The following is a 14,175-nucleotide window of genomic DNA, read 5'->3' on the forward strand; positions in this document are numbered from 1 at the left end:
CGTCACGCACGGTGGGCTTGCCATCACCCGCCGATTTTGTAAAGATCAAAGCGTATTAGGCGGCCAAGGCCGCTCCAGGACAAGGGACAGATCGTGACAGAACTGGCAACGACCGGCACGGATCTGCCGCGACTGCGCGAACTCAACTCGCTGAGCATCGTGCGGGCGCTGCGCGACCAGCCGCCGTCCACCGTCACCGAGCTGTCCCAGCGCACCGGCCTGTCCCGCCCCGCCGTCGACGTCATCGCGCAGGGCCTGGTCGCCGACGGCTGGGCCACCGTGCTGGAGCCCGGCGCCAACAGCGCCGTGGGCCGCCCCGCCCGCCGCTACCAGTTCCGGGCCACCGCCGGGCACGTGCTCGGCATCGACGTCGGCGTACACAAGATCCTCGCGCTGCTGTCCGACCTCGACGGCAACATCGTGCACTCGGTCCGGCAGAGCGTGGCCGCCGACGCCCCGCCCGCCGACCGCCTCGCCGAGCTGGACAACGTGATCAGCGCGTGCCTGACCGGAGCGGACAAGGCGCCCGCCGACATCTGGGCGGTCACCGTCGCGGTCACCGGCGCCGTCGACGCCTCCGGCCGGACCAGCTTCTTCACCCCGCTGCCCGGCTGGGGCGACGTCGACCTCACGGGGCACCTCGCCAGCCGGTTCGCCTGCCCGGTGCAGGTCGAGAACGACTGCAAGCTGGCCGCCGTCGCCGAGCGGTGGCAGGGCGCGGCCAGCGACGCCAACGACATCGTCTACCTGCTCGCCGGTATGCGTACCGGCGCGGGCCTGATCCTGGACGGGGTGCTGCGCCGCGGCTTCGGCGGCGCGGCCGGCGAGATCGGCGCGCTCAAGCACGTGCGCTGGCTCAACGCCCCCGAGCACCTGCAGAACTGCCCCGGCGTGCCCGACACGGTCGGCCCCGACGACGCGGCCGCGTGGGTCTTCAACGCCGCACGCGAGGGCGACAAGGCCGCCCGCACCGCCGTCAGCCGCTACGTCAAGGATCTGGCCGTCGGCGCCGCGGCGCTGGTGCTGGCCCTGGACCCGCAGGTGGTCATCCTCGGCGGCGGCTTCTCCCGCTCGGCCGACCTGATCCTCAACCTGCTGCGGCAGGAGCTGCAACGGCTGTGCCTGCGGATGCCCGAGGTGCGCGCGTCGACGCTGGGCGCCGACTCCGTCGCGCTCGGGGCCCTGAAGCTGTCGCTCAACGAGGTCGACGACCGGCTGTTCAGCGCGGGCCTGTCGGCACCGGTCGCACCCCGGCGCAAGTAGGCCCGCCGGAGGTGTTCCGCTCGGCTGACCGGGGAATGTTCACCGCAAAGCGAGCGGAGGAACCACCGATGGCTGACATGACCCACTTCACGATCGCCACCGTCGCCGAGCAGAGCGCCGATTTCCGGCGGGTGCTGTGGACGGGCCGCCACACCCAGCTGGTGATCATGACGATCCCGCCCGGCGGCGAGATCGGCGAGGAGGTGCACGAGCACAACGACCAGATCCTCACCTTCGTCAGCGGCACCGGCGAAGCGATCGTCGGCGGCGACACCCGCCACGTCACCCAGGGTGATCTGGTCGCGGTGCCGGCTGGCACGCGGCACAACTTCCGCAACACCGGCGTGAACCCGCTGGTCCTGTACACGGTCTACGGCCCACCCGACCACGCCGACGGCGTCGTGCACGCCACGAAGGAGGAGGCTGAGGCCGCCGAGGCCGCCGGCCGGGATGAGCCGCCGACCCGCTGATCCGGCGACCGGCCGGGGTGGCACCGCCGCATCGTCGCCAGTCGCGGCTGCCGGCGGTGCCGCCCTCGGCCTCATCGGCCGCCCCGCTCCGGCGGCCCGCCCCACGAGCTCAGGCTGAGGAACGCGCACGTCGCGATCACCAGCAGCAGCAGCGCGACCCCCCGGCCGATCCCGGCGACGACCGCCACCGCCAGCGCCGCCACCAGGCCGGCGAGCGCGACCCAGGGCCATGCCCGCCGAGCGAGCCGCGCCCGCTCGCGTTCCGGGTGCTCACCGCTCATCGACCGGGCGAAAGCCGGGTCGTCACGGGCCGACTGCCGTTCGATGTCCCGCAGCCGCCTGCGCTCCTCCGGAGTGAGAGACACCTGGCACCTCCCGCCACCGCCGGTTGCCGCGCAGCGCCCCCGCCGGTCGCGGTTGCCGCCCTGACCTGGGCTTCGGCGTACCCATGCGGGAGGTCGGCAAACCCGGTGGCGGCCGGTCGCCGCTCCGGATCAGGGCAGTCGGGCAGGCACCGCCTCAGCGGGCAGGGCGACCGGCTCGCGCATCATGACGACGTCCACCGGATCCTCGCGTTCGGGGGTGAACCCGTGGCGTTCGTAGAGCCGGGCGGCCGCGCTGCCCCGCAGCACGATCAGGCGGACCCGGATCCCGTCGCGATCGCACCGCCCGAGCAGCGTACGCAGCACAGCCCCGCCGACGCCCCGGCCCTGCACCGCCGGATCGAGGTAGAAGTGCTCCAGCCAGTGGGCCTCGGCGGCGGGCCGCAACGCCACGCAGCCCGCGAACCCGCCGTCCACCTCGATCACCCAGGTGTTCGCCGCGGCGAACCCGTCGCGCAGCCGCTGGCGCACCCGCTGATCGTCGTAGCGCCCGAGCCGCTCCAGGTCCGCCCGAAGCACCACGGCCCGCAGCTCGGCGACGACCTCGACGTCGGCTTCCGTGGCCGACCGCATCTCCCAATCCGCCATGATCGCGATGCTAGCGTCCCGCGCGCCGGGTTCCGGCACTGCCCGTATACCAGCCATGAGCTGGGCAGACGTGTTTTCCTCCGGCCGTCCGGGTACTCCCGCCGTAGCCGGAACGCAGAGGAGAGCATCATGACCAGCCACTACGAAACGACCACGCGGGTCGCCGCACGGGCGCCCGTCCGCATCGCCGCCGCCGTCGTCGGCGTGGTGTTCCTGCTCGTGGGCATCTTCGGGTTCATCCCGGGCCTCACCACGAACTACGACACCATGCAGGTCGCCGGGCACCAGTCCCAGGCGATGCTGCTGGGCGTGTTCCAGGTGTCCGTGCTGCACAACATCGTGCACCTGCTGTTCGGCGTCGCCGGGCTGATCATGTCCCGCACCGTGCCCGCCGCCCGGACGTACCTCATCGGCGGCGGTGTCGTCTACGGCCTGCTGTGGCTGTACGGCCTGCTGGTCGACCAGGCCAGCGCCGCCAACTTCGTCCCGGTCAACACCGCCGACAACTGGCTGCACTTCCTGCTCGCCGTCGGCATGATCGGGCTCGGCCTGCTGCTGACCCGGCGCACGGTCGACGACACGGACCGCGGACGGGTGCGTATCTGAGCGCCGGCCGGGGGCCTGCTCGCGCGTCGCGCCGCAGGCCACCGGCGCCTGCCGGACAATGGCGGGATGCGGCGCCGCTGGCTGTTCGCCGACCAGCTCGGCCCACACTTCCTGGACGCACCGGAGCAGCCGGTGCTGCTGGTGGAGTCCAAGGCCGTGTTCCGCCGCCGGGTTTTCCACCGGCAGAAGGCGCACCTGGTGCTGTCCGCGCTGCGGCACCGCGCCGCCGAGCTGGGCGGCCAGGCGGTGTTCGTCCAGGCCGAGACCTACCGCGAGGCCCTCGCCCAGGTGAGCGAGCCGCTGGAGGTGTGCCACCCGACGTCGCGCGCCGCCCGTGACCTGGTCCGCGCGGCCGGGATCAAGCTGCTGGCTCCGCGCGGGTTCGTGTCCAGCCCGCAGCAGTTCACCGAGTGGGCGCGGGGGCGCAAGCGGCTGCGCATGGAGGACTTCTACCGCCACGCCCGCGTGCTGCACGACGTGCTCATGGACGGCGACGAGCCGGCCGGCGGGCGCTGGAACCTCGACACGGACAACCGGCAGCCGCCACCGCGCTCGGGGCACCTCGACGTGCCCGCGCCGCCGCTGCCCACCGAGGACGACATCGACGCCCGGGTCCGCGCCGACCTGGACCGGTGGGAGGCGGAGGGGATCCGGTTCCTGGGCCGGGACGGGCCCCGGCTGTTCCCCGCGACGCATACCGAGGCCGTGGCACGGCTGCGGCACTTCGTGCGGCACCGGCTCGGCGCGTTCGGGCCGTACGAGGACGCGATGCTGGCCGGTGACCCGTGGCTGGCGCACAGCATGCTGTCCGCCCCGCTGAACCTGGGCCTGCTCGACCCGCTGGACGCCGTGCACCGGGCCGAGGAGGCGTATCGCGCCGGCCGGGTGCCGCTGGCCAGCGCCGAGGGGTTCATCCGGCAGCTCATCGGCTGGCGCGACTACATCTGGCACCTGTACTGGCATCTCGGGGAGCAGTACCGGCACCGCAACCGGCTCGGCGCCCGGCGCACCGTGCCGGGCTGGTTCGCCGAGCTGGACGCCGACGCGGTGCAGGCGCGCTGCCTCGCCGACGTGCTCGCCGGGGTGCGCGATCGTGGCTGGGTGCACCACATCCCGCGGCTGATGGTGCTGGGCAACTACGGGCTGCAACGCGGCTGGCGGCCCGGCGAGCTGGCCGACTGGTTCCATCGGGCGTTCGTCGACGGCTATGAGTGGGTCATGACGGCCAACGTGATCGGCATGAGCCAGTACGCCGACGCCGGTGCCATCACGACGAAGCCGTACGCGGCCGGGGGCGCCTACGTCAACCGGATGAGCGACTACTGCGGCGGCTGCCCCTACGACCCGCGCCACCGGCTCGGCGCGGACGCCTGCCCGTACACCGCCGGGTACTGGGCGTTCCTGGACCGCAACCGGGAACGGCTGGCCGGCAACGTCCGGCTGGCGCAGCCGCTGCGGCAGCTGGACCGGCTGGCCGACCTGCCCGAGGTCGCCGAGCAGGAGCGCCGGCGCGGCTCGCACGCCCCGTGACACGGGCGGGCGGCCGGTGGCCCGCAGGCACCGGCCGCCGTCACGCCGATCAGGGCAGGGTGTACTTGACCTTGTAGTTGCCGCCGTCGCCGACGTACGTCGCCCACGTCCCGCTCACTGACGCCGTGGTCGCCGCCGTGGCCACCAGCTCGTCGTTGCTCAGGTACATGTTCGTCGTGTTGCGCAGCGTGTTGCGCAGCTCGGAGTTCCGCGTGGCCGCGTCCTTCCAGAACGAGATCTGGTACTGGTTGTACATGTTGTTGCCGATCCAGGTGATCTCGCCGGCGGACAGGTCGTTGTCGTAGTCCTCCTCCAGCATCACGGAGATGAGCAGCCAGCCGCTGCTGACGCCGCTGACGATGGAGGCGTTCGGGTAGTAGGTCTCGCCGCTGGCGACCTCGGCGTCCCAGCCGCCGGGGCCCCACCTGCCGAAGGCGGTCGCCCCCGGGTTGGTGGTACTGGCCGCGAAGACCAGGAAGTACGGGCTGTCGTCGCCGACCTCGTCGGTCTCCTCGACGCACTGCACGGTCGCGACCCGCAGCGTGGTGCCCGCCTGCGCCGGGGCGCCGACGGCGAGCCCGGCGGCGAGCGCGACGCCGGTCAGCGCGCCGAGCATGCCGAGCCGGCGGGTCAGGTGGCTGAGCGATGTGGACATCAGGGGCTCCGTCCTGCCGCGGCATCCCGGTGAACCCGCGGCTTGCGTACCGGGAACGGGCCGGCGGACCCGGCCACGGACTCAGGGAACGCCGCCGGGGTTGTCACTGGGCTGTGGCCGGGTTGTCCCGCAGGTCACCGCACGGGCGGCACCTTGTCGGCACCGGGCCGTATGGTGGCCGCCATGCTCGAAGGACTCGACGAGATCGACTGGACCGCGCTGGAGCACGCCTACGGCGACGCGGGTGATGTGCCGCAGCTGCTGCACGGCGTCGCGTCGGACGATCCGGACACGTTCGCCGAGGCCCACTTCGAGCTGTGCAGCAGCATCTTCCACCAGGGCACGGTCTACTCGGCTTCCGCGCCCGCCGTGCGGTTCCTGATCGGCCTGGCGCTGCGGCCCGGCGGCCGCGATCGGCACCGGCTGCTGGGTCTGGTCGGGGCGATGGCCGACCCCGACCTGGCGTACGGCGACTCCGCCCTCGCGGTGAAAACCGCCGTGGCCGCCGAGGCGGGGCGGGTGATGCCGCTGCTCGACGACGCCGACGTCCGGGTGCGGGAAACCGCGGCGTACCTGCTCGGCCAGTGCGGGGCAGCGGCGGCGGAGATCCTGCCCGTACTGCACCGGCGCGCGGACGTCGAGAGCGAGCCGCTGGTGCGGGCGTCACTGCTGGCCGCCGCCGCGCGGCTGGATCCGCTCGGCGCGGCGAATCGGGTGGATCTCTGCCTGCACGACCGCGAGCCGGCGGTGCAGGCCGCGGCCGTGTTCGCCCACCTGCGTTCGGGCCGCCCGGTGACCGCCGCCGTGCCGGAGGCGATCATCAGCGCGTGGCGGGACGGGACTCCCCTTACCGGATCCGTGTGGCCCCGGCACACACTGGACAAGGCGGTCGACGCGCTGGAGATGCCCCACGCGGCCCATGTCCTCGCCGCGCTGGCCGACAGCTCCCGTCGGGACGTACGCCACTATGTCGCGCACACCGTGTCCCACCTGAACCGGTGCCGCCGGTCGGCGCTGCCGGCGCTGCTGCCGCTGCTGGAGCCGCTGCTCGGCGACCCTGACGAAGACGTGCGGCGCGCGGCGGCCAGCGCGGCGGCCGAGGCCGGCGCGGCCGCGGCGCCGCTGGCCGACTCCCTCGCGGCCGCGACACGATTCGCCGACCCGGCCTCCGCGTATGTGACCGGCGCCGACCACGCGCTGAAGGCACTGCTGCTGATCGGTGACCCGCGGTGGCGCGAACCGGTCCTCGCAGCCTGGGCGGCCGGGCACAGGTCGTACACCGCCACGGACACGATGGCGCACCTCGCGCTCGACGGTCACCCGATCCCGATGGACGACGAGCTGCTCGACGCCGTACGCGTCCGTCTCACGGTCGCCGTCGCCGTTGCATCCGGGCTCGGCTCAGTACGGGTGACGGACATCGCGGTCCACAACGAGCCCGTTCACCTGACCCACATCCTGCGCGGCTGGGGCGCGGCAGCGCAGCGAGCGGTGCCGGAGCTCGTATCGGCGCTCGGCCGGGCCCCGCACACCGCGGGTGCCGCGCTGGCCGCCATGGGCGAGGCCGCCATGCCGGCCCTGCCCGCACTGCGGGCCATTCCCGTTCCCGCCTGCGCGCAGGCCGTGTGGCAGCTCACCGGCGATGCCGCACCGCTGGTCGAGATCATGTCGGCCCTGCTGGACCGCCCGTACCGCAACAGTCATGAGTTCAGGCACCTGCTCGCGCTCGGACCGGCGGCGCTGCCGCTGCTGCCGAAGCTCACCGCCCTGCTGGCGAACCCACCGGATTCCAATGTCGGCAGCATCGCCCGGCACCAGACCCTGCTCGCGGCGGCCACCGTCGTATGGCGGCTGACGGGTGACGCCGAAGCGGTGTTGCCGACCCTGCGCGAGGCGCTCACGTTCGACGGATGGATCGCCGGCAGCGCCGCGGCACTGGCCCGAGAGCTGGGCGAGGCCGCGGCACCGCTCCTGCCGCAACTGCGCGAGGCGCTCGGTCTGCGCCAGGCGAGGGTGCGGGCCGCCGAGGTGCTGTGGCAGCTCGGCACCGATGCGGAGCAGCTCGTCGAACCGGTGCTGGAGGCGCTCCGCGACGGCTGGGGGCCGGGGACCGACGCCGTGGACCTCCTGGTCCGGATGCGAGCGGTGTCCGCCGCGGCGACGTTGCGCGAACTGGCCGAACGCGACCGGCGGCTGATCGCCTCCGGCAGCGCCGACGAGATCATCACCGGGGACGAGGCCCTACGCGCCAGGCTCCGGCAGGGCGTGGCACAGCTGTCGGCCGAGGTCGTATAACGGCCCGCGCCGTGGGCAGGGCCGCGCCGCACGGCGTCCCTGCCCACGACCGGCGGGACGCCGTCCCGTCACCGGTCAGGCCTGCGCGGCCTCCCCGATGGCCTGGTCGAGGATCTCCAGGCCGAGGGCCAGCTCGTCCCGGGTCGCGGTCAGCGGCGGCGCGATGCGGAACGTGCCGCCCATGCCCTTGAGCTGGACCACGTTCATGTGCAGGCCGAGTTCCAGGCAGCGGCGGGTGACCTGCGCGCCGAGCGCGTCGGACCCCTGCTTGGTCGTGCGGTCCACGACCAGCTCGACGCCCTGCATCAGGCCGCGGCCGCGCACGTCGCCGACCACGTGGTGCCGCTGCTGGAGCTCCAGCAGGCCCGCGCGCAGGAATGCGCCGTGCTCGCGGGCGCGCACGTCCAGTTTCTCCTCCCGCAGCACGTCGAGCACGGTGTTGCCGACGGCGGCGACCAGCGGGTCCGACACGTGGGTGGTGTAGAACAGGTAGCCGCGCTCGTGGGCGCGCTGCTCGATCTCCTCGCTGGTGACCACGGCCGCCAGGGGCAGCCCGGCGCCGAGCGTCTTGGACAGGGTGAGGATGTCGGGCACGACGCCGTCGCGCTCGAAGGCGTACCAGGTGCCGGTGCGGCACAGCCCGGTCTGCGCCTCGTCGGCGATCAGCAGCATGCCGCGCTCGCGGCACTTGGCGGCCAGCGCGGCCAGGTATCCAGCCGGCGGCTCGATGATGCCGCCGGAGCTGAGGATCGGCTCGAAGATGAAGGCGGCGAGACTGCCCGAGGACATCGCGTCGACGAGGGCGAAGCCGTGGTCGAGCTGCCGTCGCCAGTCGAGTTCGCCGTCGGCGGTGGTGAAGTCCGGCCGGTACGCGTTCGGCGTGGGGATCGCGAAGTTGCCCGGCGCGGTCGGCCCGTAGCCCTGGTGGCCCGCGCTGTACGTGGCGTTGGCCGCGGCACCGGTCATGCCGTGCCACGACCGCGCGAACGCGACGACCTCGTGCCTGCCGGTGACGAGCTTGGCCATGCGGATGGCGGCCTCGTTGGACTCGGCGCCGGTGGTGAGCAGCAGCACCTTGTCCAGCGGCGCGGGCAGCGTCTCGGCCAGCCGCCGGGCCAGGTCCACCACGGGGCGCGACAGCATGCCGCTGAACAGGTGGTCCAGGCTCGCGATCTGGCGCTGCACGGTGTCCACGATGGCCGGATGGCTGTGGCCGAGGATGGCGCTCATCTGGCCGGACGTGAAGTCCAGGATCCGGCGGCCGTCGGCGGTGTACACGTAGCTGCCGGCCGCCCGCTCGATGATCTCGGGGGTGAACGTGCCGCCGTAGCGCACGAGATGGCGCTGCGCGTCGGACCAGAACTGCTCGGTCGTCGTCATACCGCCACGATAGGTATGCCCGCTGTGCGCGAACAGCTCTGATACCCGCATAGGCTGTGCGGAGTCTGTGCACAAGGAGCACGATGCGCCTGAACACCGCCCGCCTGGAGATGCTCACCCTGCTGGACAGCCTGGGCACGGTCCGGGCGGTCGCGGCCGCGCTGCACATGAGCCCGTCGGCGGTGTCGGCGCAGCTGGCCGTCCTGGAGATCGAGACCCACGCCGAGCTGCTGCGGCGGACCGGCCGCCGGGTCCGGCTCACCGCCGCCGGACGCGCGCTCGCCCGGCACGCCCGCATCATCCTCGACCAGGTCAGAGCAGCCGAGGAGGACCTGCGCGGCCTGTCCGGGCAGCCGGTGGGGCCGGTGCGGCTGGCCGCGTTCTCCAGCGCGGTGCGCACTCTGGTGATCCCGCTGGCCGCGCGGCTGCGGCGGACGCATCCCGAGATCGCGCTGGAGGTGTCCGAACTCGACCCGCAGGCCAGCCATCCGGCGCTGCACCGCGGCGACTGCGACATCATCGTGACGGCCGACTTCATCGACGGGTCGCTGCCGCTCGACCCGGACACGCGCACGATCCCGCTGCTCGACGACGCCATCGTGCTGGTGACCTCGATGGAGCACGCTGTGCCCCGGACGCCGGTCGAGCTGGCCGAGCTGAGCGCGGCGGCGTGGTCGCTGGACCTGCCCGGCACGTACCTGTCGCAGCTGGTCACCAGCAGCTGCCGGCAGGCCGGGTTCGAGCCGGTGGTGGCCGGGCGCTTCGGCAGTTACGAGCTGCTGCTGGCGCACGTCGAGGCGGGCCTGTCCGTGTCGCTGCTGCCCGAGCTGGCCGTCGACGGCCGGTATCGGGTGGCCGCCCATCCGCTGCGGCGGCCGCTGACCCGGCACGTGTACGCGGCCGTCCGGGGCCGATCGGCGCTGACCACGGCCAGCACCGTGGTGCTGGAGGAGCTGCGCCGCCTGGCGGGCGCGCGGTCGCCCGGACTCCGCTGACCGCGTGCTCCGGCCTAGAGTTCAGACACCACTAGCAGCTGGAGGATTGTCGATGAGGGTCGACCGGATCACGTCCGCCGACGGCGCGGCGATCACGCTGCACACGACCGGCACCGGACCCGGCGTCGTCATCCTGCACGACGGTCTCGTGCCGCTGCCGCACTACCACGGGCTCGCCGAGGCGCTGGAGCACCGTTTCACCGTGCACCTCTACGACCGGCGCGGGCGGGCGGACGCGGCACCACTGCGGGGCGGCGAGACCGTCGCGACCGACCTCGCGGACCTGTCCGCCGTGCTCGAACACACCGGTGCCGCGAACGTTCTCGGCCACGGGACCGGCGGCTTCGTCGCCCTGCGGGCGGCGCTGCGGCTGCCGCTGGAGCGGATCGCGGTGTACGACCCGCTCGTGTCCGTGGACGGCTCGCCCGCCCTCGGCGACCTCGACGAGCTGGAGCAGGCCGTGGCCGCCGGGGACCACGCCCTCGCGCTGACCCTGCTGGGCCGGGCGAAGCGTCCCGGCGGCACCCCGTTCGGGCTGGCGCTGCTGTCCCAGCGGGTGCTGGCGCGCACCGCCTCGCGGCGCGCCGTGGCTGCGCTGCTGCCGGCGGCGGCACCGGAGCTGCGCCGTATCCGGGACCACGACGGCCCGCTCGGCGACTATGCCGCCGCCGACGCCGAGATCCTGCTCGCCGCAGGGACACGCAGCCCGGAGCACTTCGCCGAGAACTGCCGGGCGCTGGCCGAGGCGCTCCCCCGAGGCCAGGTGCTCATCGTCCCCGGGGCGGCGCACGACGCGGCCACGGCCGCCCACAACGAGTTCGTCCGGCCGCTCTCCCGGTTCCTGTCCGGACTGCCCATCACGGACTGACCGGCCCGGCCGCTGACCTGGCCGCGTGGGCCGGCGGGCGGCTCACCTGGTGCGGGTGGGCGTGACCGCGAACAGGTGCAGGTCCGGCGGCGGCGCGAGCACCGTGGTCAGCTGCGGGCTGTGCCGCCCGTCGTGGCCGTCGGGCAGCAGGCAGGCGTCGGCGGGCGTGCAGTCGTCACAGCAGAACGGCAGCTCGATCAGCGAGCGGCCGTCGCGCGTCCAGGTCAGCCACCAGGCGCTCTGCTCGGTGTGGTCGAGGCACTGCACGAACGCGATGTGGTCCTGGCCGTGGCCTTCCTGCAGGTCGCAGGTGACGCGACGGGGCAGCTGGTACAGCCCGCCGGGCAGCCCGGCCAGGAACGCGAACTCGGCATCGGTCACCGTGTCGCCGGTGCGGCAGCGTAGGTACACCGTTCTCACTCCTCGGTTCGATGAGCCGTCAGGGATCAGTGGGTCAGCTGGACGCGTACCCGCCGGGCCGCCTCGTCGGTCAGCACCGTCTCCGCGGCGCCGGTCCCGCGCTGCGCGACCACCGCCGCCTCGCCCTCCTGGCTGACGAGCTGCTGCACGTACGCCTGCACGTCGTCGGTCGTCACGTCGAGTGCGCTTGCCAGCGTTGCGATCGATTCCATGGCTGCAACCTCCGTTCGAGTTCTTGCATCCCCGTCCTCCATGCCCGTAATCCCGCCGGAAACCACTCAGGCCGGAGACGAAAGCCACACCCGCGCATGAGCACCACGGACGGCGCAGGGGGTGTTTCGGGTCGATGGTTATCGCGCCGCCGGGCGGGTATCGCCTCCGCAGGCCCGGACCCGGTCACGCGAGGAGGCATCCGATGCCAGGTAAGGACGGCTCTCTGACGTATGGCCGGTGGCCGTGATGCGGCGCCTGCTGTGGCTCGGCGCCGGGTTCGTCCTCGGCGCGGCGGCGACACCCGTGGTGACCAGCCGGGTGCGCCGCTCGGCGCCGGTGCGGGCCGTGCGCGTGGCCAATGGTTCGTACCGCCGCGTCCGCCGCGCCGTGGGCGCCTTCTTCGACGAGTTCCACGACGGTATGCAGGAGCGCGAGGCGCAGTTGCGCGCGGCGCGCGAGCACCGCGCCCGACGGGCCTGAGCCGCGCCGGTCAGCGGGCGTCGAGCACGGCGACGGGTGAATCACACGACAGCGGCGCGTCAGGCGATCAGCAGCCGAAGGCCCAGCTCTGCCGCGTCCAGACCGGCCAGTTCACGGTTGCGCTCCGCCCACCGGCCGGACGCGAGGTCGGCACGTAGTCCCTGCACCGCCCGCCGTTCTGCCGCCGGCCCGACCCGCGCCCAGACCGACACCCCGCGGCGGACGTTCTCGTCCAGGTATGCCTCCGGCCTGCGCCAGTAGGCCTCGAAGAAGCCGTCCGCGCAGTCCCACGGGATCGGCACCGGCTCGACGCGGGCTCCGATCGCACCGGCCAGCTCGTCCAGCACAGGCCGGCCGGCGACGAGGGCCCCGGCTTCCGGGAGGTAGTCACGGGTGAGCCAGAAGCGGTGCAGCCAGCCGGCGTCGCTGGTGTCGTGGGTGAACACCACGACGCGGCGGGCGACGCGGCGCATCTCACGCAGGCCCGCGATCGGGTCCCGCCAGTGATGGAGGGTGGCGAAGGCCATCGCCGCGTCGAAGGTCTGATCGGCGAACGGCAGGCTCTCCGCGACGGCCGCCACGCACGGCGCGGCGCCCTCCGGACGTTGCGCGCGCATGAGCGCCGACGGCTCCACGGCGGTGACGTCGCGGTCGGCGGGCTCGTAGGAGCCGGTGCCGGCCCCGACGTTCAGCACCGTCCGCGCGTCGCCGAGCGCGGCCCACACCTGCGCGGCGATCCGCGGCTCGGTGCGCCGCGTCGTGGGGTAACCGGCCCCGATGGTGTCGTACAGCTGTCCGCCGGACATGTCCCCGCCTCACCGGCCGCCGCCGCCCCACGCCCCGTGCGGGGAGCGATGACGCCGCCTGGAGCGTAGATCAGATGTCCGCCCCGCGGCCACATCGGCCGGTCATCGTGGACAGTCAGGCGCCATGCAGTCGTAACGGCGGCCGTGGATCCGCAGATCGTTCGCGCTGATCCGCACCACGCTCAAGCGCGGGCGCATGGGGCCGGTCCGCCAGTACCGGAAGTCGGCGACGGCGGCGCGCACGGCGTCCGCCTCGGTCAGCCGCGGCAGGACGAACTCGTGGGTCGCCGGATGCGACCAGTCGCGGCGCACCACGTACAGCACCTGGCTGTCGCGCACCAGCTGCGACAGCTCGCCCTGCCGGATCCTGTCTGCCTGGAGGCGTTGCACGCGCCGACCGCCCTTCGAAGACCGGGCTGCCGGACACCGGCAGCCCACCGATTTTCGAACACATGTTCTAATACCGATGTTAGCAGTGAACGCCGATTCCTGAAGCGAACGTCCGGGAGCGATCTCCATCCCCGCCTACGCCGGCGCTGGTCGCAGCCGCCCGGCAGTGGCCCGACCCCGGCAGCCGCACCGCGATGGCCTAGGCGGTGTCCCCCGGCGGCCGGGCACGGTTGCCGGGCTCCGTCGCGGGGTAGGCGACGCCCATGACGAGTGTCGAGGTGGAGGGCTATCCGGAGCCGCCGGCCGTGGCCGGTGAGGCGGAGACCTTGCTGGGTTCGCTGGAGCGGCAGCGGGCCACGTTCGGGTGGAAGTGCGCAGACCTGGACGACACCGCGCTGCGGGCGAGCGTCGGAGCCTCGGCGATGACCCTGGGCGGGCTGCTGAAGCACCTGGCCTACATGGAGGACGTCAACTTCACCGGTGACCTGGCCGGAGCGCCGCTGCCGTCGCCGTGGGCCGAGGCGGAGCTGACCGCCGAGCCGGGCTGGGAGTGGCGCTCCGCCGCCGACGACACCGCCGACGACCTCTACGAGCTGTGGGAGCAGGCCGTCGACCGGTCACGGCAGGTGGTCGCGGCCGTGCTGTCGCAGACCGACGTGGACACCGTGTACACCGCGCCGGACGGCGCGCTGCTCACCATGCGGCGGCTGCTGGTCGACATGATCGAGGAGTACGCCCGGCACACCGGCCACGCCGACCTCATCCGCGAGACGATCGACGGACGCGTGGGCGAGGACCCGCCCGGAGCCGCGTACGAGTACCGGCTCCCGTAG

The 14,175-nt window shown here is 73.3% G+C and carries 16 protein-coding genes and 1 pseudogene; 9 read left to right on the forward strand and 8 right to left on the reverse strand.

What is annotated here, in order from left to right; all coding sequences use genetic code 11:
* The first annotated feature begins 93 nt into the window (after positions 1-93).
* Positions 94-1,263: an ROK family transcriptional regulator gene (locus tag CS0771_RS31515; RefSeq protein WP_212844392.1), complete on the forward strand. Its 1,170-nt coding sequence runs from the start codon at positions 94-96 to the stop codon at positions 1,261-1,263.
* A gap of 77 nt (positions 1,264-1,340) precedes the next feature.
* On the forward strand, positions 1,341-1,733 hold the full coding sequence (locus CS0771_RS31520) for a cupin domain-containing protein (RefSeq protein ID WP_212846146.1): 393 nt from the start codon (positions 1,341-1,343) through the stop codon (positions 1,731-1,733).
* A gap of 71 nt (positions 1,734-1,804) precedes the next feature.
* On the opposite strand, the gene CS0771_RS31525 is transcribed toward CS0771_RS31520, so the two are convergent.
* Positions 1,805-2,098 (reverse strand): DUF3040 domain-containing protein, encoded by a 294-nt coding sequence (locus tag CS0771_RS31525; protein ID WP_212844393.1) that lies wholly within the window; start codon positions 2,096-2,098, stop codon positions 1,805-1,807.
* Positions 2,099-2,227: 129 nt separating this feature from the next.
* The gene (locus CS0771_RS31530; protein WP_212844394.1) at positions 2,228-2,704 is read right to left on the reverse strand and encodes a GNAT family N-acetyltransferase; all 477 of its coding nucleotides are present in this window, start codon (positions 2,702-2,704) and stop codon (positions 2,228-2,230) included.
* Between the two features lie 129 nt (positions 2,705-2,833).
* On the opposite strand from CS0771_RS31530, the gene CS0771_RS31535 reads away from it, so the two are divergent.
* On the forward strand, positions 2,834-3,310 hold the full coding sequence (locus CS0771_RS31535) for a DUF4383 domain-containing protein (protein WP_212844395.1): 477 nt from the start codon (positions 2,834-2,836) through the stop codon (positions 3,308-3,310).
* A 66-nt stretch (positions 3,311-3,376) separates the two neighbouring features.
* Positions 3,377-4,840: a cryptochrome/photolyase family protein gene (locus CS0771_RS31540; protein ID WP_212844396.1), complete on the forward strand. Its 1,464-nt coding sequence runs from the start codon at positions 3,377-3,379 to the stop codon at positions 4,838-4,840.
* A gap of 49 nt (positions 4,841-4,889) precedes the next feature.
* Here CS0771_RS31540 and CS0771_RS31545 read toward each other — a convergent pair whose 3' ends face one another.
* Complete coding sequence (locus CS0771_RS31545; RefSeq protein ID WP_212844397.1) at positions 4,890-5,495, reverse strand: hypothetical protein; 606 nt, start codon at positions 5,493-5,495, stop codon at positions 4,890-4,892.
* A gap of 183 nt (positions 5,496-5,678) precedes the next feature.
* Between CS0771_RS31545 and CS0771_RS31550 the strand changes: the two genes are divergently transcribed.
* Positions 5,679-7,790 carry a hypothetical protein gene (locus CS0771_RS31550; protein WP_212844398.1) on the forward strand — a complete coding sequence of 704 codons (2,112 nt, stop codon included), beginning with the start codon at positions 5,679-5,681 and terminating at the stop codon, positions 7,788-7,790.
* Positions 7,791-7,865: 75 nt separating this feature from the next.
* Here CS0771_RS31550 and CS0771_RS31555 read toward each other — a convergent pair whose 3' ends face one another.
* Positions 7,866-9,170 (reverse strand): aspartate aminotransferase family protein, encoded by a 1,305-nt coding sequence (locus tag CS0771_RS31555; protein WP_212844399.1) that lies wholly within the window; start codon positions 9,168-9,170, stop codon positions 7,866-7,868.
* A gap of 83 nt (positions 9,171-9,253) precedes the next feature.
* Here CS0771_RS31555 and CS0771_RS31560 point away from each other — a divergent pair, with 83 nt between their 5' ends.
* Both CS0771_RS31560 and CS0771_RS31565 read left to right on the forward strand, forming a co-directional pair.
* Positions 9,254-10,165: a LysR substrate-binding domain-containing protein gene (locus CS0771_RS31560; protein ID WP_212844400.1), complete on the forward strand. Its 912-nt coding sequence runs from the start codon at positions 9,254-9,256 to the stop codon at positions 10,163-10,165.
* A 52-nt stretch (positions 10,166-10,217) separates the two neighbouring features.
* On the forward strand, positions 10,218-11,033 hold the full coding sequence (locus CS0771_RS31565) for an alpha/beta fold hydrolase (protein WP_212844401.1): 816 nt from the start codon (positions 10,218-10,220) through the stop codon (positions 11,031-11,033).
* Between the two features lie 42 nt (positions 11,034-11,075).
* Here CS0771_RS31565 and CS0771_RS31570 read toward each other — a convergent pair whose 3' ends face one another.
* Both CS0771_RS31570 and CS0771_RS31575 read right to left on the reverse strand, forming a co-directional pair.
* Complete coding sequence (locus CS0771_RS31570) at positions 11,076-11,444, reverse strand: hypothetical protein (protein ID WP_212844402.1); 369 nt, start codon at positions 11,442-11,444, stop codon at positions 11,076-11,078.
* A 35-nt stretch (positions 11,445-11,479) separates the two neighbouring features.
* Complete coding sequence (locus CS0771_RS31575; protein WP_212844403.1) at positions 11,480-11,665, reverse strand: hypothetical protein; 186 nt, start codon at positions 11,663-11,665, stop codon at positions 11,480-11,482.
* Between the two features lie 247 nt (positions 11,666-11,912).
* Between CS0771_RS31575 and CS0771_RS31580 the strand changes: the two genes are divergently transcribed.
* On the forward strand, positions 11,913-12,146 hold the full coding sequence (locus tag CS0771_RS31580; protein ID WP_212844404.1) for a hypothetical protein: 234 nt from the start codon (positions 11,913-11,915) through the stop codon (positions 12,144-12,146).
* A 59-nt stretch (positions 12,147-12,205) separates the two neighbouring features.
* Here CS0771_RS31580 and CS0771_RS31585 read toward each other — a convergent pair.
* Positions 12,206-12,946, reverse strand: a pseudogene (locus CS0771_RS31585) (class I SAM-dependent methyltransferase); the annotation flags it as partial.
* Between the two features lie 108 nt (positions 12,947-13,054).
* A complete protein-coding gene (locus CS0771_RS31590; RefSeq protein ID WP_212844405.1) occupies positions 13,055-13,342 on the reverse strand; it encodes a hypothetical protein in 288 nt (95 codons plus the stop codon).
* A 263-nt stretch (positions 13,343-13,605) separates the two neighbouring features.
* Here CS0771_RS31590 and CS0771_RS31595 point away from each other — a divergent pair, with 263 nt between their 5' ends.
* Positions 13,606-14,175 carry a DinB family protein gene (locus CS0771_RS31595; protein WP_212844406.1) on the forward strand — a complete coding sequence of 190 codons (570 nt, stop codon included), beginning with the start codon at positions 13,606-13,608 and terminating at the stop codon, positions 14,173-14,175.

This window comes from Catellatospora sp. IY07-71, assembly GCF_018326265.1.
Classification (GTDB): domain Bacteria; phylum Actinomycetota; class Actinomycetes; order Mycobacteriales; family Micromonosporaceae; genus Catellatospora.

Bases quoted from the DNA above. Each gene is read 5' to 3' on its own strand.
- CS0771_RS31520 (WP_212846146.1), top strand. From the start codon at position 1,341: ATGACCCACTTCACGATCGCCACCGTCGCCGAGCAGAGCGCCGATTTC.
- CS0771_RS31530 (WP_212844394.1), bottom strand. From the start codon at position 2,704: ATGGCGGATTGGGAGATGCGGTCGGCCACGGAAGCCGACGTCGAGGTC.
- CS0771_RS31535 (WP_212844395.1), top strand. From the start codon at position 2,834: ATGACCAGCCACTACGAAACGACCACGCGGGTCGCCGCACGGGCGCCC.
- CS0771_RS31540 (WP_212844396.1), top strand. From the start codon at position 3,377: ATGCGGCGCCGCTGGCTGTTCGCCGACCAGCTCGGCCCACACTTCCTG.
- CS0771_RS31545 (WP_212844397.1), bottom strand. From the start codon at position 5,495: ATGTCCACATCGCTCAGCCACCTGACCCGCCGGCTCGGCATGCTCGGC.
- CS0771_RS31550 (WP_212844398.1), top strand. From the start codon at position 5,679: ATGCTCGAAGGACTCGACGAGATCGACTGGACCGCGCTGGAGCACGCC.
- CS0771_RS31555 (WP_212844399.1), bottom strand. From the start codon at position 9,170: ATGACGACGACCGAGCAGTTCTGGTCCGACGCGCAGCGCCATCTCGTG.
- CS0771_RS31560 (WP_212844400.1), top strand. From the start codon at position 9,254: ATGCGCCTGAACACCGCCCGCCTGGAGATGCTCACCCTGCTGGACAGC.
- CS0771_RS31565 (WP_212844401.1), top strand. From the start codon at position 10,218: ATGAGGGTCGACCGGATCACGTCCGCCGACGGCGCGGCGATCACGCTG.
- CS0771_RS31575 (WP_212844403.1), bottom strand. From the start codon at position 11,665: ATGGAATCGATCGCAACGCTGGCAAGCGCACTCGACGTGACGACCGAC.
- CS0771_RS31580 (WP_212844404.1), top strand. From the start codon at position 11,913: ATGCGGCGCCTGCTGTGGCTCGGCGCCGGGTTCGTCCTCGGCGCGGCG.
- CS0771_RS31595 (WP_212844406.1), top strand. From the start codon at position 13,606: ATGACGAGTGTCGAGGTGGAGGGCTATCCGGAGCCGCCGGCCGTGGCC.